Here is a 19311-nt window from a genome sequence, read left to right on the forward strand (position 1 = left end):
CCGCGCGGGGCGGCGTGCGGTGTTTCGGCTTAGTAGAAGCCGCGTGGTCGCAGCGGGCTGACCCCGCCGACGTCGGTCATGTAACCCTTCCAGTGGCCGATCAGGCTGCTGGTCAGCGCCGGGTACTGCGCCGACAGGTCGGTGGTTTCACCGCGGTCGCTGTTCAGGTCGAACAGCTCCCAGTGGCCGTCGAGCGGGCCGAACGGCGGTTCGGTGAAGCGCGCCTTCCAGCGGCCGTCGGCACTGTAGATCGCCGTGCGGCCGTAGGTTTCCTCGCCGAACGGTGTGTTGCGCACCGGCGCCGGCGTGGCCTGCTGCAGCGCCTCGACCAGCGATTTGCCGGTGACCGGATAGACGTAGCGGTCCTTGTAGACCACCTTGCCCTTGTTCAGGTCCTTGCCGGTTTTCGGGTCGATCTGCGGCGGTGCGGGAACCGAAGGCACGGTGACCTTGGCCAGCGCGAGGAAGGTCGCGGTGTTGTCGGTCACGTGGGTGAAGCCGCGCAACGGCTGCTGCGACGTCTTCTGTCCCGGCAGCTTGGCGATCGCCGGTGTCGAGATGCTGCCTTCGCCCATCATGCCCTTCAGCTGCGAGAACGGCGTGGCGCTGACTTCGGCCCAGCGCAGCCCGTACGACAGTCCCGGCTGACCGCCGAACAGCGTGTCGGTGCCGAGTTTCTCGTAGCGGCCCGGTTGCGCGTTGGCGGTATCGGTCGCCGTCGGGTCGGCACCCGAGTCGATCGGCCAGCCTTCGGCGCCGTTGTCGGACTGGAACAGGATGAAGGTGTTGTCGTACTGGCCGGTGTCCTTCAGGTACTGCACAAGACGGCCGATATTGTGGTCGAGGTTGGACACCATGCCGGCGTAGATTTCCATGTAGCGCGCCTGGGCCTTCTTCTCGTCGGCGGACAGGCTGGCCCACTTCTTCACCACGCGGCCCTGGCCGTATTCGGTGTAACCGGCCGACGCCGGATTGACGGCGTTGATGTACTTGGCGCCGGCGGTGCCGTTGGCGGCGGTCGCCGGCGAGCGCGTCAGCGTCTCGGCGACGTCGACCGACTTGGCCTGGCCGGCCGGGATCAGCCCCTTGGCCTGCAGCCGGGCGTAGCGTGCGGCGGCGACGGCTTCGTAACCCTGGTCGTACTTGCCCTTGTACTGGCTCAGCCAGGGTTCCGGTACCTGCAGCGGCCAGTGCGGCGAGGTGTAGGCGGCGTAGGCGAAAAAGGGCTTGCCGTCCTTGCGGTTGGATTCGATGTAGCCGATCAGCTTGTCGGTGAAGAAGTCGGTCGAGTAGAACACCGCCGGCGTACCGCCGACGCCGCCCGGCTGGCCGGGCTGGCCCGGCTGCACGTAACGCCCGTCTTCGGTGTAGTTCTTCGAGCCGGCCGCTTCGTGGCCGAAGTGGTTGGCCGCAGCGCCGGGCAGCAGCGAGTAGCTGCGCTCGAAGCCCCACTGGTCCGGCGTCTTGCCGCCGGCCGCGCCGCCGACGATGTTCGAACCGAGGTGCCATTTGCCGGCGATATAGGTGTGGTAGCCGCCGTCCTTGAGCAGTTGCGCGACCGACAGCGAGCTTTCGTTCAGATAGCCCTCGTAGCCCGGCAGGCCCTTGCGCTCGTCGCTCGGCGCGCCCATCGTGCCTTCGCCGACCAGATGGTGGTCGGTGCCCGAAATCAGCATCGAGCGGGTGATCGCGCTGACGGTGCCGGTGTGGTGGTTGGTCAGGATGCGGCCGTTGGCGACCAGTGCGTCGAGGTTCGGCGTGTCGATCTCGCCACCGAAGGCGCCGATGTCCGAATAGCCGAGGTCGTCGGCCATGATGTAGAGGATGTTCGGCCGGCTGTCGGCCTGAACCGGGGCCGGCGTCGGTACCGGCGTGCTTTGCTGTGCACTGGTTGTTGCATCGTTGCTGTCCGAACCGCCGCAAGCGCTGAGCGCCAGACTGCCGAGCACGGCGGCATACAGCACGCCAAGCCCAAACTTTTGCGGAAGAATGCCGTGGATTGGCATGGCCCCACCCTGAAAATTGTTGTTGGAGGGGACTATGGTAATAAGTGATCAATAGATCAATTAATACTTAGTTATTTGTCCGTTAGCGCGTACGGGTTTAACGGGCCGAAAGGCTTACAGCACCGCCCCGGCCTGACGGCGATATTCCGTTGGCATTCCGGAGCCGGATGCGCTGCAATGATGGCGCGCCATGTGGTGCAGGGAGATGCAGATGTCGTTTCAGGCTTACCTCGACAACATCCGGGCCAAGACCGGCCAGATGCCGGACGATTTCCGCCGGCTCGCCGGCGAAAAGGGCCTTGCGGTCAACGGCCAGCTGGCGCCCGGCGTTAAAGCCGGCGACATCGTTGCCTGGCTGAAAACCGATTTTGCGCTCGGTCACGGCCATGCGATGGCGGTTTATGCCCTGCTCAAGGGCATCAAGAACGAAGGCGATGCCTGAACGGAATCCATGCCCACACCCGCTGTCCTGTTTGCCTCGATTTTCTTCGGCCTGATCGGCCTGGTCGCCTTCCGTTACGGCAGGCGCGAAACCCGGTTCGAACCGATGCTGATCGGCATCGCGCTGATGGTGTACCCGTACTTCGTGCCGCAGACCTGGCTGCTGTACCTGATCGGCGTGGGCCTGAGCGCGCTGTTCTATGTCCGGCGCTGACCACGTGGCGATCGTGGCTGCACAGCCGGCACATCTGCCGGCGCTGGCCGCGATCGAGCTTGCCGCGGCCGCGCTGTTTCCGCCTGCGGACCTGCCTCCGGCGCTGCGCGGCAGAACGGTGGCCGCGGCGACGCTGGCCGCCGCGCAACACGATGGGCGACTCTGGGTGGCGACCGGTCCCGACGGCCGGGTGCTCGGTTTCGCGCTGGCGGGCATCGTCGACGGCCACTGGCATCTGGACGAAATGGACGTGCATCCCGACCACGCCGGCCAGGGCCTCGGTGCGCGGCTGTTGCGGCGGATGCTGGAGGCCGGTGCCGGGCGAGGCTTCGAGCGGGCCACGCTGACGACCTTTGCCCACCTGCCGTGGAATGCGCCGTTCTACCGTCGCCACGGTTTTGCCGAGCTGCCGCCGTCCCGCTGCGGGCCGGCGCTGACCGCGCAGCTCGAGGCCGAGCAGGCCACGGGGCTGACCCGGCGCATTGCGATGGTCCGGCCCTTGCCGTAACGGAAAAACGGCGCCCGCAGGCGCCGTGGTCGTCCGGCAGGATGGCCGCGTGGCCTAGCGTGCCAGCCCGCGGCCGATCTGCAGTCCGGCGGCGATGTTGCGCGCGGCCAGCCGCACGTTGTCGGCCGCCCTGGCCAGCGCTTCGTCGACCGAGCAGGCGTGGTAGAGCACGCTGAACACCGCGTCGATGCCGTGTTCGTGAACGATACCGACGTCGGGGGTCAGGCAGCCGGCGATGCCGATCACCGGCTTGCCGTGGCGCTTGGCGACGCGGGCAACGCCGATCGGAGTCTTGCCGTGGATGGTCTGGCTGTCGATGCGGCCTTCGCCGGTGATCACCAGATCGCAATCGGCGACGATGGCGTCGAGGCCGACGGCTTCCATGACGATCTCGATCCCCGGCCGCAGCGTGGCCTTGAGGAAGGCGAGCATCGCCGCCCCCATGCCGCCGGCCGCACCGGCGCCGGGTACCGTGTCGACGTGGACGCCGAGGTCATGGCCGATCACGCTGGCGTAGTGGGCCAGATTGGCGTCGAGCTGGGCGACGATCTCCGGCGTGGCGCCCTTTTGCGGCCCGAACACGTGCGAAGCGCCCTTGGGGCCGGTGAGCGGGTTGTCGACGTCGCAGGCGACGTCGATCCGGCATTCGGCCAGCCGCGGATCGAGGCCGCTGACGTCGATCAGCGCCAGCCGCGCCAGCGCGCCGCCACCGAAGCCGATTTCGCGGCCGTCGCGGTCGAGCAGCCGGGCGCCAAGCGCCTGCACCATGCCGGCGCCGCCGTCGTTGGTCGCGCTGCCGCCGATGCCGATGATGAAGCGGCGGGCGCCGGCGTCGAGCGCCGCGCGGATCAGCTCGCCGGTGCCGTAGGTCGTCGTCTGCAGCGGATTGCGCAGGCTGGGCGGTACCAGCGCCAGGCCGCTGGCGGCGGCCATTTCGATCACCGCGGTCCGGCCGTCGCCGGACAGGCCGTAGAAGGCCTGCACGCAGTCGCCGAGCGGGCCGGTGACGCCGGTGTGCACCAGCCTGCCTTCGAGCGCGTCGACCATCGCGGCGACGGTGCCTTCGCCGCCGTCGGCAACCGGCAGCTTCACGTAGTCGGCGTCGGGCCAGACTTCACGCATGCCGGCCTCGATCTGGATCGCGACGTCGAGCGCCGACAGGCTTTCCTTGTACGAATCGGGGGCGATGACGATTTTCATGGTTCGTTCCTTGTCAGAAGATCTTGAACACGCCGAAGATCAGGGTCGACACGATGGTGATCACCAGGCCGACGGCGGTTTCGTACGGAATGACCTTGAGCCGTTCGCTGATGCTCATGTTCACCGCGCCGCCGGTGGCGTGAAAGAAGCTGCCGTGCGGCATGTGGTCGAACACCGTGGCACCGCTGTGGATCATCGCCGCGGCGGCCAGGGCCGGCACGCCGAGTTCGAGCAGCGTGCTGCTGAACACTTGCGAAGCGACGACGGTACCTGCGGTGGTCGAGGCGGTCGCCAGCGACATCAGCGCGCCGGACACCGGGGCCAGCACGTAGGCGGGCAGACCCGACGCCTGCAGCACGTCGATCAGCACGGTCTTCAGGTGCGAGGCACCGATGATGCCGGCCAGCGTACCGGTACCGAGCAGCATGATCGCCACCGGCGCCATCCGGCCGAGGCCGGCCACGGCATAGCTGTTGCTGTTCTTGAACTTGCCCATGGCGAGTGCGCCGAGCAGGCCGCCGAGCGGCAGCGCGATCATCGGGTCGATCTTGATCCCGAACAGCGGGCGCAGTGCCAGCAGCACGATGGCGACGATCGGGGCGACCAGTGCGGCGCCGAACGACGGCAGACTGCCATGGTCGTGCTGGATGACTTCGGACTCCTGCACCTTGCTGCCGCGGTTGATCAGCCGCTTGGCGATCAGGTAGGCGGCCACCAGACCGAACAGCCCCGGGATCACGCCGGCGCCCATCACGCTGGTCAGCGGCAGGTGGAAGGTATCGGCTGCGGCGATCGCGTTGGGGTTCGGGCTCATCACGTTGCCGGCCTTGCCGCCGCCGATCATCGCCAGCAGGATGGCCATTTTCGACAGGTCGGCCTTGCGGGCGATGGCCAGTGCGATCGGCGCGACGGTGATGACCGCGACGTCGATGAACACGCCGACGGCAGTCAGGATCATCGTGGCGACCGCCAGCGCCAGCAGCGCCCGCGTTTCGCCGAGCTTCTTGACGATGGTTTCGGCGATCGATGCCGCGGCGCCGGATTCGATCAGCACGCCGGCGAGCACGCCGGCGGCGAGGATGCGCAGCACCGCCGGGATGATGCCCTTGGCGCCGCCCATCATCAGTTCGACCGTGGCCGAGATGTCGACCCCGCCGATCAGGCCGCCGGCGAGGGCGCCGACGATCATGCCGTAAGCCGGCGGGACTTTCTTGAGGATCAGGCCGATGGCAACGACGAGGGCTGCCAGCGCGCCGAGGGTAGAGACTTCCATGGTTCGACTCCATGCACTGTTGTGGAGCCGATGGTAGTCAGCGCAATCCGACTACACTACGTGCAATTGCCCAAAATATGCCGGTGTGTTTTCGGTATTTTTCGGAGGTTTGACGGAAATCAAGCCGGACGGGTCAGGTCGAGTTGCAGGGCGATATACAGCAGCAGCCGGTCGTCGGTGCGGTCGAGCACCAGATTGGTGAGGTCGGCGATGCGGCCCAGCCGGTAGTCGAGGGTGTTGCGGTGGATGCCGAGCGCCTGGGCGGTCCGGCCCGGGTGCATGTCGTTGGCGAACCAGGCGTTCAGCGTGTCGCGCAGCTGACCACGGCTGTCGGCCCGGGCCAGTCCGGTCAGCGGCCGTGCCAGCTCGCGCGCCTGCCAGCTGTCGTGCAGCCCTTCCAGCAGCACCGGCAGGGCCAGATCCTGGAAGAAGTAGGCGCGCTGGTTCGGATCGCGCTGCCGACCCAGCCGCAGCGTGGTCGCAGCGGTCCGGTACGAGCGCGCCAGACCGCCGGGGCCGGGGAAATAGTTGCCGAGCGCGATGCGCACGCCGAGCGCGCTTTCGGCGCGCATCCGCGCCAGCAGCTGCCAGACGCGGTCGCGGTGCGATTCGAAGTCCCAGCGGTTGCCGCGCTCGACCACGGGCTTGAGCACGACGACTTCGGACAGCGACACCGTGGCGATCAGGTTGTCGCGCTCGGGCGTGGTCAGCAGCGTCTGCAGCCGTTGCAGTTCGTTGAAGGCCGCGTCGACGCCGAGCTCGCCGCTGTCGATCTCGATCACCGCGGCAACGCGCGGCGCGGCCAGATCGACGCCGAGCTGGCGCGACCAGTCGGTGAGCCGGGCATCCGGGGCGTCAGCGCGCACCAGTTCGAGTACCAGCTCCTCGCGCAGCCGCGTATCGCGGGCCAGCAGCCGCGTCAGCCGGGCCTGCTCGATGGTCATTTCCGCGGTCACGCGTACGAGTTCGCCGAACTGGCGCACTGCAGCCGGTTCGCCGGTCAGGCCGACGACGCCGACGACACGGCCTTCGCCGTACAGCGGCAGGTTCACGCCGGGACGCACGCCCTTGAGCCGGTCGGCGGTGGCCGAGTCGATCTCGACGGTGCGCGCCTGCGCCAGCGCCAGCAGCGCGCCTTCGTGCAACTGACCGATGCGGTCGGCATGGCCGCTGGCGATGATGGTGCCGCGCTCGTCCATCACGTTGACGTTGCAGGTGATGATGCGCATCGTCCGCGCGACGATTTCCTGCGCGAGGGCGGGGTCGAGCCGGCTCATGCCCGAGCTTAGCTGCCCTGGCCGCCTATATTGACGCCGGGCTGCTGACCGGGCGCCACGCGCTCCTTGCCCAGACCCTTGCGGATATCGTCTTGCGGCAACGGGTCGTCAAAACGGCAAAAATCGTCCAGCAGCGCCCCCGAGTAGGCGTTGTAGTTGGCTTTGACCACCTTCTGCCATTTGCGGTTCAGGTCCTGCCACTGGCCGTCGCTGGTGCCGTAGGCAAAGACACGGTACTGCGCGCTGTTGCAGTCCAGCGCCTCGTAGGTGACGTTCCAGACCCCCCCTTTGGGAACGACGGCGACGGCATAGCGCACCAGTTTGTCGTCGGGACTGACGGTGATCGAGTCGACGGCAATGTAGAAACTGTTGCGTCGCGATTCGTAGTTGACCGTGAACGGCGCCCACTGCTTCAGCGACGACAGCGCCGGCCGGTCGAACGGCTTTTCGAGCGGTGCCGGCGGCTCCTTGTCCTTGAGCATGTCCATGACGTTGAAGCCGGTATTGTCACCGGCGGTCTGCGGGTTGTTGTACTCGGCGGCATGGACGCCGGCGGACAGACCAAGAAGGGTGGCGATCAGGGCAAGGCGTTTCATCTGCGGGACTCCGGATAACGCTGGCGATGCTAGCACACGTCAGTGCCCGATCGACCGGATCGGGATCACCTTGCCTTGCGGATGGACGAACCAGCCGGGTTGCAGCGTGGCGTGGCCGATGCCGTAGCGCTCGCCCAGCATCCGCGTCAGCCGCAGCAGCAGGCCCGGCCACTGTTCCGGCTGCCCGACGACGAGGTGGGCCGACATGGCGATGCGGCCGGCGCCGAGCGGCCAGACGTGCAGGTCGTGGACTTCGATCACGCCGGGCTCGGCGGCGATGGCGGCGCCGATCTCGGCCAGATTCAGGTGGCCGGGAACGCCGTCCATGAGTTCGTGCGTCGATTGCCGCAGCAGCCGCCAGGTCGAACGCAGGATCAGCAGCGAGACGGCGATCGACAGGATCGGATCGATCGGCAGCCAGCCGGTGAACCGGATCACCGCGCCGGCGACGATGGCGGCGACCGAGCCGAGCAGGTCGCCGAGCACGTGGATCAGCGCGGCGCGGCTGTTGAGGTTGTGGGCGTTGCCGGCGAGCAGCCAGGCCGAGGCGACGTTGACCAGCAGGCCGATCAGCGCGATCAGCATCACCCCGCCGCCGTTGACCGCCTGCGGTGTCAGCAGCCGGGTGACGGCCTCGACGGCGATCCAGACGATCAGCGCGATCATCGCCAGACTGTTGACCAGTGCACCGATCAGCTCGGCGCGGGCATAGCCGTAGGACTGGCGTGCATCGGCCGGCCGGCGGCCGATCACGTTGGCGATCACTGCCAGCAGCAGCGCGGCGCTGTCGGTGAACATGTGGCCGGCGTCGGAGATCAGCGCCAGCGACCCGGCCCACAGCCCGCCGCCCAGCTCGACCAGTGCGAAACCGGCCGTCAGCACCAGCGCCAGCAGCAACCGGCGTTGCGAGGCGCCCTCGCCATGGCGATGCTGATGATGGTCGTGGTCGTGGTCGTGGTCGTGGTCGTGGTCGTGGTCGTGGTCGTGGTCGTGCGCCATGGCGCCTCCGTGTTTGTCCGGCCTAGGCCGGCATCGGAAAGATGACCTGTGCGACAAAGCCGCCGGCCTCGCCGTTGCCGGCACGGAATTCGGCCCGGTGCAGCGCGGCGATGCGGGCGACGATCGACAGCCCGAGCCCGGCCCCCGGCAGTGCCTGGCCGACCGGGCGGAAGAAGCGTTCGCCGAGCCTGGCCTCGGCGTCGGCATCGATCCCCGGGCCGTCGTCCTCGACGATCAGCGTGTGTGCGGCAATGCGTACGGTGACCGTCGCGCCGTCGCCACCGTAGCGGCGGGCGTTGTCGATCAGGTTGCGCAGCAGCACGGTCAGCAGCGCATGGTCGCCGAGCAGCGGCGACGGCGCATGGATCTGCAGCACCGGGAGCCGGACGCCGGCCGCGTCGAGCTCGGCGAACAGTGCTTCGCACAGCTTCGGCCAGTCGATGCGTTCGCGTGCCAGCGTCTGCGCGGCGCCGTGCTGTTCGAGCCGCGCCAGCGCCAGCAGCTGGCCGACGAGCCGGCTGGCCCGGCCGCACGCGGCCAGCGCCTGCGTCATCGCCCGGTCGCGCCGTTCGGGATCGCGGGCGCGCTCGGCCACTTCGAGCTGGATCTGCACCGCCGCCAGCGGTGTGCGCAGCTCGTGCGCAGCGTCGGCGGTGAAACGGCGTTCGCGCGCGAACGCGGCGCCGAGCTCGTCGAACAGCCGGTTCAGCGTGCCCTGCAGCGGTGCCAGTTCGGGCGGTGCCGGCTGGGTCAGCGGCTCCAGCCGTTCCGGTGTCCGCGCGGCGACGGCTTCGGCGAAATCGCGCACCGGCTGCAGGCCGCGCCAGACCAGCCACAGCACCAGCGGCAACAGCAGCGCCAGCACGGCCAGCATCGGCAGCGCCAGATCGCCGGCAGTATCCAGTGCCGTGTAGTCGCGCACCGCGATCGGCTCGCCGAGCACCATGGTGTGATGGGCCGACGTGGCGACGCGGATCACCCAGCGCTGACCGTTGAAGTCGAATTCGCCCCGGTCGCCATCGAGCAGCGGCAGCGGCGGGCTGGTGCTGGCCTCCTGCAGCCGGCCCTGCTTGTCGTACAGCGCGAATGCGGTCCGGTGCGGGTCGACCGTCGGCAATGCGACCGGATCGTCGGTGAACGCGGCCAGCGACAGCTTCGCATTCCATTCCAGCTGGCGGTCGAGCGCCTTGCCGATCTCGTGGCGCACCTGATAGCCGACACCGGCCATCATCACCACCCACAGCAGCAGGATGGCCGCCGCGAGCGAGGCTGCCAGCCGCCACAACAGCGAACGCGGGGGCGTCGTCATGCCAGCCGCCAGCCGAGACCGCGGACGTTCTCGATGCTGCCGGCCCCGAGTTTCTTGCGCAGGTGGGACAGGTGCACGTCGAGGCTGTTGCTGTCCCCCGATTCCAGCCAGCCGTACAGCTTGGTTTCGATCTGTTCGCGCGACAGGTAGCGCGGCCGGGCCGACAGCAGCAGGTGCAGCAGTCGCGCTTCCATCGACGTCAGGTTCAGGACCTCGCCGTTGCGGCGTGCGGTCAGGCTGGCGGCGTCGAAGGCAACGTCGCGCCAGAACATTTCGGTCGCGGCGCGGCCGTTGGCACGGCGCAGCAGCGCGTGCAGCCGTGCGTCGAGCTCGCCGAGCGCGAACGGTTTGACGAGGTAGTCGTCGGCGCCGGCGTTGAGCCCGGCAATCCGGTCATCGATGCCGTCGCGCGCGGTCAGGATCAGCACCGGCAGCGCCAGGCCGGCGCCGCGCAGCCAGCGCAGCACGTCGAGCCCGGGCAGGCGCGGCAGGCCGAGGTCGAGCACCAGGGCGTCGAAGGTCGCGTCGGCCTGCAGCGCCGTACGGGCCGCCTCGCCGTCGGCGAGCCAGTCGACGGTCCAGCCGGCGTCGCGCAGGCCTTCCTGCACGCCGTCGCCAAGCAGCGGGTCGTCTTCCACCAGCAGGATGCGCATGGTCGGGGTCCTGTGTATGCCAGTCGCCATTATTTCACTGCCGGCGCCGCGCGGGGCAGCGGTGGCGTTGCGCGGTACAATGTGATTTTGTCCGGTACCTCCGCCGCCATGTCCGCCGACCAGACCATCGACCTTTCCGGCCTCAACTGCCCGCTGCCCATCCTGCGCACCAAGAAGGCACTGGCGACGCTCGAATCGGGCCAGACGCTGTTCGTCACCTGCACCGATCCGGCGACGCCGACCGATTTCGCCGCCTTCTGCCGCCAGACCGGGCATGCGCTGGTCGAGTCCTCCTCCACGGACGGCCGTTTCCACTTCCTGATCCGCAAGCGCTGAAATGACTACCCAACTCACGATCACCCGCCCCGACGACTGGCATCTGCACCTGCGCGACGGCGACCTGATGGCGTCGGTTGTCGCCCACACCGCGCGCGAATTCGCCCGCGCCATCGTCATGCCCAACCTCAAGCCGCCGGTCACCACGGTGGCGCAGGCCGCCGCCTACCGCGACCGGATCGTCGCGGCGCTGCCGGCCGGCAGCGACTTCACGCCGCTGATGACGCTGTACCTGACCGGTGCGCTGACGCCCGAAGAGGTCGTCATGGCGAAGGAATCGGGCTTCGTCCACGCGGTGAAGTTCTACCCGGCCGGCGCGACGACCAATTCCGAAGCCGGCGTGTCGGCGCTCGACGGCGTGATGCCGGCGCTGGAAAAAATGGCCGAAGTCGGTCTGCCCTTCCTCGTGCACGGCGAAGTGACCGATCCGGCCGTCGACGTGTTCGACCGCGAGGCGGCGTTCATCGACCGCGTGATGGCGCCGCTGCTGCAGCGCCTGCCGAACCTGCGCGTGGTGTTCGAACACATCACCACCCGCCAGGCCGCCGAGTTCGTGATCAACGCCGGGGACAACGTCGGCGCGACGGTCACGCCGCAGCACCTGCTGATGAACCGCAACGCGCTGTTCCAGGGCGGCATCCGCCCGCACCACTACTGCCTGCCGGTACTGAAGCGCGAGGAACACCGCCAGGCGCTGCTGGCGGCGGTGACGTCGGGCTCCGCCAAGTTCTTCCTCGGCACCGACAGCGCGCCGCATGCGCAGCACACCAAGGAAGCACCGTGCGGCTGTGCCGGCATCTACTCGGCGCACGCGGCGCTGGGTTTCTACGCCGAAGCGTTCGAATCGGTCGGCAGGCTCGACCGGCTCGAAGCGTTTGCCAGCTTCAACGGCCCGGATTTCTACCGGTTGCCGCGCAACAGCGGCACCGTCACGCTGGTCAGGGAAGACTGGACCGTGCCGGCCAGTTACCCGTTCGGCGAGCACGCGGTCGTCCCGCTGCGCGCCGGCGAAACGCTGGGCTGGCGCCTGCATGACGGGCAGGCCGGCTGATGGCGCAATTCGTTGCCCGCGACGTGACCCGGCCCGGCTGGTGGGTCTCCGGACTGGTGCTGGCCGCCGCCGGCTGGTGGGGCCAGCCGCTGATCGCGCCCGACCATTTCGAGCGCGCCTTCTTCGGCCTGTTCTGGTACACGATGCTGGCGCTGGCCGTGGTGTTCTGGGCGCTGCCGAGCGAACGGCGCTTTACCGGCAGCGCCTTTGTCCGCCGCATCATGCTGCTCGGCGTGATTCCGGTGTACACGCGTAGTCAGCCGGTCTCGGCGTTCCGGCAGATCGTGCTCGAAACCGATCCGAACGTCGTCGGCCCGGACACGCTGTGGGTGCTGGCCGAGGGCGACGGCGGCAGCCGTTTTGCCTTCATGCACCGCCGTGCGACCCGCGGCGGCCGGGCGCGTCAGCTCGGTCTGGCGAAGGCGCTGGCCGAGGCCAGCGGATTGCCGTTTGCAGGCGAGGTGCTGGACGCGGGATAATGGCGTCGCGAAGCCGGCCGGATCGTCGCTGCCCCGAGCAATCGGGGGGGAGGAAAGTCCGGGCTCCGCAGGGCAGGATGCCGGCTAACGGCCGGGCGCCGCGAGGCGATGGAAAGTGCAACAGAGAGCTGAACCGCCGATGGCGCGGGTTGAACGGTCGGTTGAAGCGATCGGGACCGCGTACAGGCAAGGGTGAAAAGGTGTTCCCGTCGGGGAAGCCCCGCAAGGGGCCGGTAAGAGCGCACCGCGGTGCTGGTAACAGTCACCGGCAGGGTAAACCCCATCCGGAGCAAGACCAAGCAGCAGGCGTTGAGGCGGCCCGTCGAGCCTGCGGGTAGGTTGCTGGAGTGCAGTGGTAACGCTGTGCCTAGAGGAATGGCGGTCGCGTACGGTTCGCCGTGCGTACAGAACCCGGCTTACAGGCCGGCTTCGCCCGATCGCAACAAAAAAGCCGAGGTGAAAACCTCGGCTTTTTTACGTCTGTGCATCCCCGTACGGCTGTTCCGGTCTGCGCGGCACGGCCGGGAAAATCCGACGCAGCCAGCAGGACTTTACTGGCCGTGCCTCAGAGGGCGTCCTGGGGGTTGCCGGCCAGCAGCTTCTCTTCCAGCGCATTCACCCGCGCTTCGAGCGCGGTGAGCTTCTCGCGCGTCCGTGCCAGCACGTCCTGCTGGATCTCGAATTCCTCGCGGGTGACGAGATCCATGCGGGTGAAGGCGCTCGACATCATTGCGCGCACGTTCTTTTCGACGTCCTTGGCCGGGCTCGCGGCGATGGCTTCGGAAATCTTGCTGGCGATTTCGTCGAAGAATTTTTCTTTCAGCATGGCGCTCTCCAAGTAGATGCAGGTTCGCAGTCTAGCAGATCGATAGACCGCGCCATCGCGGCGAAGTTGCGTCCCGGCGCAGGCACCGAGGCGGTGCGTCGGCGTGGTGCGGCCGGCGCCCGCTGCGCCGAGTCGGTGCGTTTGCAACAGCCGTCGCGGTGATCCGGGCCGGTCATCGCGTTTTCCGGCGATTGGCACGCTTTCTGCTAGACCACCTACGTCATCGTCCTGTTTCCAAGGAGTCACCCATGAAATTCGTCACTGCCATCATCAAGCCGTTCAAGCTCGATGAAGTGCGCGAGGCGCTGTCCGCCATCGGCGTACAGGGGCTCACGGTCATCGAAGTGAAGGGCTTCGGTCGTCAGAAGGGCCACACCGAGCTCTACCGCGGCGCCGAGTACATCGTCGACTTCCTGCCCAAGGTGAAGCTCGAGGTCGCGATTGCCGACGACCAGCTCGACGCGACGCTGGAAGCGATCGAAAAGGCGGCCAACACCGGCAAGATCGGCGACGGCAAGGTCTTCGTCTTCGATCTGGAGCACGTCGTGCGCATCCGCACCGGCGAAACCGGCGAAGCGGCCATCTAAAAAAGCACGGGAAGGAGAGAAGCATGAAAACCTGGTTAGCACGATTCTTTGCGCTGCTGTGCGGGCTGATGCTCGCCGGTGCGGCACTCGCGGCCGACGCGCCCGTCGCGGCCAAGCTGTACTTCGAGACCGGCAAGGCCGAACTGCCGGCCGATGCGGCAACCACGGCGCAACCGCTGGTCGACTTTGCCAAGGCCGACGGCAAGGTGGTGCTGAGCATCGCCGGCTTCCACGATGCGAGCGGCGATGCCGCGGCCAACGCCGAGCTGGCCAAGCAGCGCGCGCTGGCGGTCAGGGACCTGCTGGTCAAGGGGGGCCTGGCCGAAGCGCAGATCAGCCTCGAAAAGCCGGCGGTGACGACCGGTGGCGGCGACGCGAACGAAGCGCGTCGCGTCGAGATCAGCGTGGCCGTTGCTGCGCCGGTCGCTGCGGTTGCCAGCGAAGCCGCTGCTGCTGCACCCGCAGCCGCACCGGCGGTCACCGTCAACAAGGGTGACAACGCCTGGCTGATCGTTGCCGCGAGCATGGTGATCCTGATGTCGATCCCGGGGCTGGCGCTGTTCTACGGCGGCCTGGTTCGCAGCAAGAACATGCTGTCGGTGCTGGTGCAGGTGTTCGTGATCTTCGCGCTGATCGCCGTGCTGTGGGTGATCTACGGCTACTCGGTGGCGTTCACCGAGGGCAACGCCTTCTTCGGCGGGTTGTCCAAGCTCTTCCTCAAGGGCGTAACGCCGGATTCGATCGCCGCAACGTTCAGCAAGGGTGTCGGCATCTCCGAACTGATCTACGTCGTGTTCCAGGGCGCGTTCGCGTGCATCACGTGCGGCCTGATCGTCGGTTCCTTCGCCGAACGCGCCCGGTTCTCGGCCATCCTCGTGTTCATGGTGCTGTGGTTCACCTTCGCCTACCTGCCGATGGCCCACATGGTCTGGTACTGGGCCGGCCCGGATGCGTACACCACGCAGGCCGCCGCCGACGCCGCCAATGCGACCGCGGGCTTCCTGTTCCAGAAGGGGGATCTCGACTTTGCCGGTGGTACCGTCGTGCACATCAACGCCGCCGTCGCCGGTCTGGTCGGTGCCTTCATGGTCGGCAAGCGCGTCGGATTCGGTCGCGAAGCGATGGCGCCGCACAGCCTGACGATGACGATGATCGGCGCGTCGCTGCTGTGGTTCGGCTGGTTCGGTTTCAACGCCGGTTCGGCGCTCGAAGCCAACGGCACCGCCGCGCTGGCCTTCGTCAACACCTGGGCTGCCACTGCCGCCGCCGTGCTGGCATGGCTGTTCGCCGAATGGCTGCTCAAGGGCAAGCCCTCCTTGCTCGGCGCCGCGTCGGGTGCGGTGGCCGGTCTGGTCGTCATTACCCCAGCAGCCGGTTTCGTCGGCGTCGGCGGCGGTCTGGTCATGGGCCTGATCGCCGGTGTTGCCGGTCTGTGGGGCGTGCACGGCCTGAAGCGTCTGCTCGGTGCCGACGATTCGCTCGACGTATTCGGTGTTCACGGTGTGTGCGGCATCCTCGGTGCGATCCTGACCGGCGTGTTCGCCTCGCCGGACCTCGGCGGCACCGGCGTATGGGATTACGTCGCCAACAAGGTCGCCACCGGTTACGACATCGGCGCCCAGGTCAGGATCCAGGCCATCGGTGTCGGCGTGACCATCCTGTGGTCGGGCATCGTCTCGGTGGTTGCCTACAAGCTGGTTGATCTGGTCATCGGTCTGCGCGTGCGCGAAGACGAAGAGCGTGAAGGTCTTGACGTCACCAGTCACGGCGAAAAGGCCTACAACCATTAAGCACCACGTGCCCGCGATGCTCCTGTGTCGCGTTTCTGCGGCCCGCCTTCCCGGCGGGCCTTTTTTTTCGGCGTCTGCCGCCGATGACCGGTCGACCCGGGATTCACGGTTACACTGGCGCCCTGTCCTTCCGGAGCCCCGTCATGCGTGTTTCCCCGTCCGCCGTCCTGATCCTGTCGCTGCTGGCAGGCAGTGCGCAGGCGCACATCGTGCTGCAGCAGAAATATGCACCGGCCGATACCTATTACAAGGCGGTGTTCCAGGTCGGCCACGGTTGCGACGGTGCGGCGACGACGGCGGTGAGCGTGCGCATTCCCGACGGCGTGCTGTCGGCCAAGCCGATGCCGAAGCCGGGCTGGAAGCTCGACATCCGCAGCGGCAAGCTCAAGCAGCCGTACGAGGCGCACGGCAAGACGGTCGCCGAGGGCGTGAGCGAAATCCGCTGGTCCGGCAGTCTGCCCGATGCGCAGTTCGACGAATTCGTCATGCAGCTCAAGCTGCCGGCCGAAGCGGGCAAGCTGTACTTCAAGGTCGTGCAGCAGTGCGGCAAGCAGACGATCGAGTGGACCGACGTGGCGGGTGACGACGGTGCCGCGCCGGCGCATCCGGCACCGGTGCTCGAGCTGGCACCCCCGGCCGGTGCCGGCCACCAGCATCATTGAGACGCGCGTTTCGGTGCGACAGCGGCGCCTGCGGGCGCCGTTGTCGTGTCAGAAGTACTTTTTCAGGTCCATGCCCTTGTACAGCCCGGCGACCTCGCTGCCGTAGCCGTTGAATGGCAGCGTCTTGCGCCGCAGCAGCTCGCCGATGCGCCGTTCGTTCGCCTGGCTCCAGCGCGGATGGTCGACCTCCGGGTTCACGTTCGAATAAAAGCCGTACTCGTTCGGCGCCGCCTTGTTCCATGCGGTGGCCGGCTGGGTTTCGCGCAGCACGATCTTCACCAGCGACTTGGCACTCTTGAAGCCGTATTTCCACGGCACCACCAGTCGGACCGGCGCGCCGTCCTGGTTCGGCAGCGGCTTGCCGTACAGGCCGACGCACAGCAGCGCCAGCGGGTGCATCGCTTCGTCGATGCGCAGTCCTTCGGTATACGGCCAGTCGAGTACCGGCCGGCGCACGCCGGGCATCTGCTTCGGGTCGGCAAACGACACGAACTCGACGTACTTGGCCTTCGACGTCGGCTTCACCTGCCTGAGCAGCTCGGACAGCGAATAGCCGACCCACGGAATCACCATCGACCAGCCCTCGACGCAGCGCAGCCGGTAGACGCGCTCCTCGAGCGGGGCCAGTTTCATCAGCGTGTCGATGTCGAAGGTTTTCGGTGCTTCGCACTCGCCTTCGACCCGCACGCTCCACGGCCGCGTCTTCAGGCTGCCGGCGTTCTGCGCCGGATCACCCTTGTCGGTACCGAATTCGTAGAAGTTGTTGTAGCTGGTGATCTGCTCCCAGCTGTTCTTGTCCTCGCCGGTGCTGAAGCGGCTGGGCCGGGTCGCCAGTGCCGCCGCTTCGGCGTCGGGCAGCATCGTCGCGGCGATCAGGCCGCCGGTGGCCATCAGGAAGCGGCGCCGGTCGAGGTAGAGCGATTCGGCGGTGATTTCCGACGGCGGAATGGGGAAGCTTGGACGCAACATGCCGGTCTCCGGTGAACGTATGTCGTCTTGGTCGCCGCTGCGATGCGGATCTGACAGCTGTTGGAGCAGATTCAGTGCAAAAAGTGCGCGGCCAATGCAATCGCCGCCCCGGCCAACAGCACCCGGGCGGCGATTTTCGCACTGCGGTGGGCTTCGGTGCGCCATGCCGGCGACAGCATCCGCCACAGCAGCAGCACGACAATTACGGCCAGCAGAATTCTGAACGGTTTACCAAGCATGGGGGAGGCGAACGGCGGGAGATACTTAAAGTGGCACTTTAAGTTATCGGCGATATCTGTTTCATTCTTTGCGGCTTTCGCAGAATAAAACCGGTCTGCATGAATTGAAGCTAAGTGATTGTATCAAAAAGGGAAAGCCTAAATCCGCCCTTGTGGCGGGTTTTTGATTGCTGCTATAGTGGGTGAAAGTGGGAAAAAGTGGGTGAAAGTGGATTTTTCCTCACAACGAGACAAGGCTCATGTTCAGCGGCGTGGCAACCCTCAACCTCGACAGCAAGGGGCGTCTGGCGATACCGGCCAGGCATCGCGAGCTGCTGCTCGCCCGCAGCGCGGGCAGGCTGGTGTTGACGGTCAGTCCCGACCGCTGTCTGTTGCTCTACCCGCAGACCGACTGGGAGCCCGTGCGCGACCAGCTCAACCAATTGTCCGGTCCGCAAGCGCAAATCCGTCGCCTGGTCGTCGGTCATGCCGAGGAACTGGATATGGATAACGCCGGGCGCATCCTGATTGCGCCGCGGCTTCGGCAAATCGCCGGCCTGGCAAAGGAAATCGCCTTTGTCGGTATCGGCAACAAATTCGAAATCTGGGATGACGGCCAATGGTCGGCGAAGAATCAGGCGGTATTCGACCTGTCGCCGTCCGAGCTGGAAACCCAGATGCAAGGCATTGTGCTGTGAGCTTCATACATCGAACCGTCCTGCTTCACGAAGCGGTCGACGCGCTGAATATCCGCGCGGACGGTATTTACGTCGACGGCACCTTCGGCCGCGGCGGTCATTCACGCCTGATCCTGTCGAAGCTTGGCCCGAACGGCCGGCTGATCGCCTTCGACAAGGATCCGTACGCGATCGCCGAAGCGCAGACGATTGCCGATCCGCGCTTCACCATCGTGCACGACGGTTTCGCCTCGCTCGCCGCGTCGCTCGACGCGCTGAACGTCACGGCAATCGACGGCGTGCTGCTCGATCTGGGCGTCAGCTCGCCCCAGCTCGACGACGGCAGTCGCGGCTTCAGTTTCCGCTTCGACGCCCCCCTGGACATGCGCATGGACACGACGCGGGGCATCACCGCCGCCGACTGGCTCAACAGCGCCGACGAAAAAGACATTGCGGAGGTCATCAGAGATTATGGCGAAGAGCGGTTTGCTAAACAGGTTGCAGCAGCGATTGTTGCAGGTCGCAGCGAGCGGCCATTGTCCACAACCGGCGAACTTGCCGCGCTCGTGGCGCGCGCCGTCCGTACCCGTGAGCCGGGCCAGGACCCGGCGACGCGTACCTTCCAGGCTGTTCGGATTTTCGTCAATCGCGAGCTTGAAGAACTCGCGCTGATCCTGCCGCAGGCGCTGGCACGGCTCGGCACCGGCGGGCGGCTGTCGGTGATCGCGTTCCATTCGCTCGAAGACCGCATCGTCAAGCGCTTCATGCAGGACCAGAGCAAGCACGACCTGCCCGATCGCCTGCCGATCCGTGCGGCCGACATTCCGCCGCCGCCGCTGCGCGTCATCGGCAAGCCCGTGCGGGCGCAGGCCGACGAGGTGGCTGCCAACCCGCGTGCGCGGAGCGCCATCCTGCGGATCGCGGAAAAGGCGGCGACATGACCCGCCTCAACCTGTTCCTGCTCGCCGTGCTGATTGCCTGCGCGCTGTCGGTGGTGACCAGCCAGTTCAACGCGCGCAAGCTGTACGGCGAACTGCAGAAGGAAGACCAGACCACCAAGAAGCTCGACGTCGAGTGGGGGCAGCTCCAACTCGAACAGAGCACCTGGGCGATGCATTCGCGCATCGAGTCCGAGGCCACCGCCAAGCTCGGCATGCAGCTGCCGGCGGCCAACCGCACCCAGGTCATCCTGCCGCACGGGCAGGTCGTCGCACGGCCGAAACTCTCGCCGGCGGACTGA

23 protein-coding genes and 1 other RNA gene are annotated in these 19311 nt (G+C 67.1%); 13 read left to right on the forward strand and 11 right to left on the reverse strand.

The annotated features are described in order from the left end of the window. Positions 1-29: 29 nt before the first annotated feature. Positions 30-2006, reverse strand: a complete 1977-nt coding sequence (locus tag IE097_RS12375) for an arylsulfatase (protein WP_189461158.1) — start codon at positions 2004-2006, stop codon at positions 30-32. Positions 2007-2217: 211 nt separating this feature from the next. Between IE097_RS12375 and IE097_RS12380 the strand changes: the two genes are divergently transcribed. The 3 genes from IE097_RS12380 to IE097_RS12390 are packed head-to-tail and all read left to right on the forward strand — an operon-like array spanning position 2218 to position 3169. Continuing rightward, on the forward strand, positions 2218-2448 hold the full coding sequence (locus IE097_RS12380; protein ID WP_189461159.1) for a DUF4287 domain-containing protein: 231 nt from the start codon (positions 2218-2220) through the stop codon (positions 2446-2448). Between the two features lie 9 nt (positions 2449-2457). After that, a complete protein-coding gene (locus IE097_RS12385) occupies positions 2458-2661 on the forward strand; it encodes a hypothetical protein (protein WP_189461160.1) in 204 nt (67 codons plus the stop codon). Further along, positions 2648-3169, forward strand: a complete 522-nt coding sequence (locus tag IE097_RS12390; RefSeq protein WP_189461161.1) for a GNAT family N-acetyltransferase — start codon at positions 2648-2650, stop codon at positions 3167-3169. Before IE097_RS12385 ends, IE097_RS12390 begins: the two co-directional genes overlap by 14 nt. A gap of 54 nt (positions 3170-3223) precedes the next feature. Here IE097_RS12390 and IE097_RS12395 read toward each other — a convergent pair whose 3' ends face one another. The 7 genes from IE097_RS12395 to IE097_RS12425 all read right to left on the reverse strand — a co-directional run bounded on the left by IE097_RS12395 (position 3224) and on the right by IE097_RS12425 (position 10476). Then, the gene (locus IE097_RS12395) at positions 3224-4369 is read right to left on the reverse strand and encodes a glycerate kinase (protein WP_189461162.1); all 1146 of its coding nucleotides are present in this window, start codon (positions 4367-4369) and stop codon (positions 3224-3226) included. A 13-nt stretch (positions 4370-4382) separates the two neighbouring features. After that, a complete protein-coding gene (locus IE097_RS12400) occupies positions 4383-5642 on the reverse strand; it encodes a GntP family permease (RefSeq protein ID WP_189461163.1) in 1260 nt (419 codons plus the stop codon). A gap of 119 nt (positions 5643-5761) precedes the next feature. Continuing rightward, complete coding sequence (locus IE097_RS12405; RefSeq protein WP_189461164.1) at positions 5762-6919, reverse strand: sugar diacid recognition domain-containing protein; 1158 nt, start codon at positions 6917-6919, stop codon at positions 5762-5764. Between the two features lie 8 nt (positions 6920-6927). Continuing rightward, positions 6928-7515: a CNP1-like family protein gene (locus IE097_RS12410; protein ID WP_189461165.1), complete on the reverse strand. Its 588-nt coding sequence runs from the start codon at positions 7513-7515 to the stop codon at positions 6928-6930. Between the two features lie 39 nt (positions 7516-7554). Then, entirely contained in the window at positions 7555-8514 is a 960-nt protein-coding gene (locus IE097_RS12415; protein ID WP_189461166.1) for a cation diffusion facilitator family transporter, read from the reverse strand. A 22-nt stretch (positions 8515-8536) separates the two neighbouring features. Then, positions 8537-9823 (reverse strand): ATP-binding protein, encoded by a 1287-nt coding sequence (locus tag IE097_RS12420; RefSeq protein ID WP_189461167.1) that lies wholly within the window; start codon positions 9821-9823, stop codon positions 8537-8539. Beyond that, positions 9820-10476, reverse strand: a complete 657-nt coding sequence (locus tag IE097_RS12425) for a response regulator transcription factor (RefSeq protein ID WP_189461168.1) — start codon at positions 10474-10476, stop codon at positions 9820-9822. The genes IE097_RS12420 and IE097_RS12425 overlap by 4 nt, the downstream gene beginning before the upstream one ends. Positions 10477-10584: 108 nt before the next feature. Between IE097_RS12425 and IE097_RS12430 the strand changes: the two genes are divergently transcribed. The 4 genes from IE097_RS12430 to rnpB all read left to right on the forward strand — a co-directional run bounded on the left by IE097_RS12430 (position 10585) and on the right by rnpB (position 12777). After that, on the forward strand, positions 10585-10812 hold the full coding sequence (locus IE097_RS12430; RefSeq protein WP_189461169.1) for a sulfurtransferase TusA family protein: 228 nt from the start codon (positions 10585-10587) through the stop codon (positions 10810-10812). 1 nt (position 10813) lies between these two features. After that, complete coding sequence (pyrC, locus tag IE097_RS12435) at positions 10814-11863, forward strand: dihydroorotase (RefSeq protein WP_189461170.1); 1050 nt, start codon at positions 10814-10816, stop codon at positions 11861-11863. Then, the gene (locus tag IE097_RS12440) at positions 11863-12342 is read left to right on the forward strand and encodes a hypothetical protein (protein ID WP_189461171.1); all 480 of its coding nucleotides are present in this window, start codon (positions 11863-11865) and stop codon (positions 12340-12342) included. The genes pyrC and IE097_RS12440 overlap by 1 nt, the downstream gene beginning before the upstream one ends. A 9-nt stretch (positions 12343-12351) precedes the next feature. Continuing rightward, an RNA gene (rnpB, locus tag IE097_RS12445) (RNase P RNA component class A) lies at positions 12352-12777 on the forward strand. Positions 12778-12907: 130 nt separating this feature from the next. Here rnpB and IE097_RS12450 read toward each other — a convergent pair. Further along, the gene (locus tag IE097_RS12450; RefSeq protein ID WP_189461172.1) at positions 12908-13168 is read right to left on the reverse strand and encodes an accessory factor UbiK family protein; all 261 of its coding nucleotides are present in this window, start codon (positions 13166-13168) and stop codon (positions 12908-12910) included. A 248-nt stretch (positions 13169-13416) separates the two neighbouring features. Here IE097_RS12450 and glnK point away from each other — a divergent pair, with 248 nt between their 5' ends. From glnK to IE097_RS12465, 3 genes are all read left to right on the forward strand, one after another. Next, on the forward strand, positions 13417-13755 hold the full coding sequence (gene glnK, locus IE097_RS12455; protein ID WP_070529755.1) for a P-II family nitrogen regulator: 339 nt from the start codon (positions 13417-13419) through the stop codon (positions 13753-13755). Between the two features lie 23 nt (positions 13756-13778). Then, a complete protein-coding gene (gene amt, locus IE097_RS12460) occupies positions 13779-15545 on the forward strand; it encodes an ammonium transporter (protein WP_189461173.1) in 1767 nt (588 codons plus the stop codon). Positions 15546-15688: 143 nt separating this feature from the next. Beyond that, positions 15689-16207, forward strand: coding sequence for a YcnI family copper-binding membrane protein (locus tag IE097_RS12465; RefSeq protein ID WP_189461174.1), 519 nt, complete (start codon positions 15689-15691; stop codon positions 16205-16207). 48 nt (positions 16208-16255) lie between these two features. Here IE097_RS12465 and msrP read toward each other — a convergent pair whose 3' ends face one another. Both msrP and IE097_RS12475 read right to left on the reverse strand, forming a co-directional pair. Beyond that, positions 16256-17176, reverse strand: a complete 921-nt coding sequence (msrP, locus tag IE097_RS12470) for a protein-methionine-sulfoxide reductase catalytic subunit MsrP (protein ID WP_189461175.1) — start codon at positions 17174-17176, stop codon at positions 16256-16258. Between the two features lie 71 nt (positions 17177-17247). Continuing rightward, the gene (locus IE097_RS12475; RefSeq protein ID WP_189461176.1) at positions 17248-17415 is read right to left on the reverse strand and encodes a protein MIGRI; all 168 of its coding nucleotides are present in this window, start codon (positions 17413-17415) and stop codon (positions 17248-17250) included. A gap of 239 nt (positions 17416-17654) precedes the next feature. Here IE097_RS12475 and mraZ point away from each other — a divergent pair, with 239 nt between their 5' ends. From mraZ to ftsL, 3 genes are read left to right on the forward strand one after another with little or no spacing between them, the layout of a single operon-like run. Then, the gene (mraZ, locus tag IE097_RS12480; protein ID WP_189461177.1) at positions 17655-18092 is read left to right on the forward strand and encodes a division/cell wall cluster transcriptional repressor MraZ; all 438 of its coding nucleotides are present in this window, start codon (positions 17655-17657) and stop codon (positions 18090-18092) included. Continuing rightward, positions 18014-19012, forward strand: a complete 999-nt coding sequence (gene rsmH / locus IE097_RS12485) for a 16S rRNA (cytosine(1402)-N(4))-methyltransferase RsmH (protein ID WP_189461178.1) — start codon at positions 18014-18016, stop codon at positions 19010-19012. The genes mraZ and rsmH overlap by 79 nt, the downstream gene beginning before the upstream one ends. After that, positions 19009-19311 carry a cell division protein FtsL gene (ftsL, locus tag IE097_RS12490; protein WP_189461179.1) on the forward strand — a complete coding sequence of 101 codons (303 nt, stop codon included), beginning with the start codon at positions 19009-19011 and terminating at the stop codon, positions 19309-19311. Before rsmH ends, ftsL begins: the two co-directional genes overlap by 4 nt.

Origin of the sequence: Jeongeupia chitinilytica (assembly GCF_014652315.1) — a bacterium.
Classification (GTDB): domain Bacteria; phylum Pseudomonadota; class Gammaproteobacteria; order Burkholderiales; family Chitinibacteraceae; genus Jeongeupia; species Jeongeupia chitinilytica.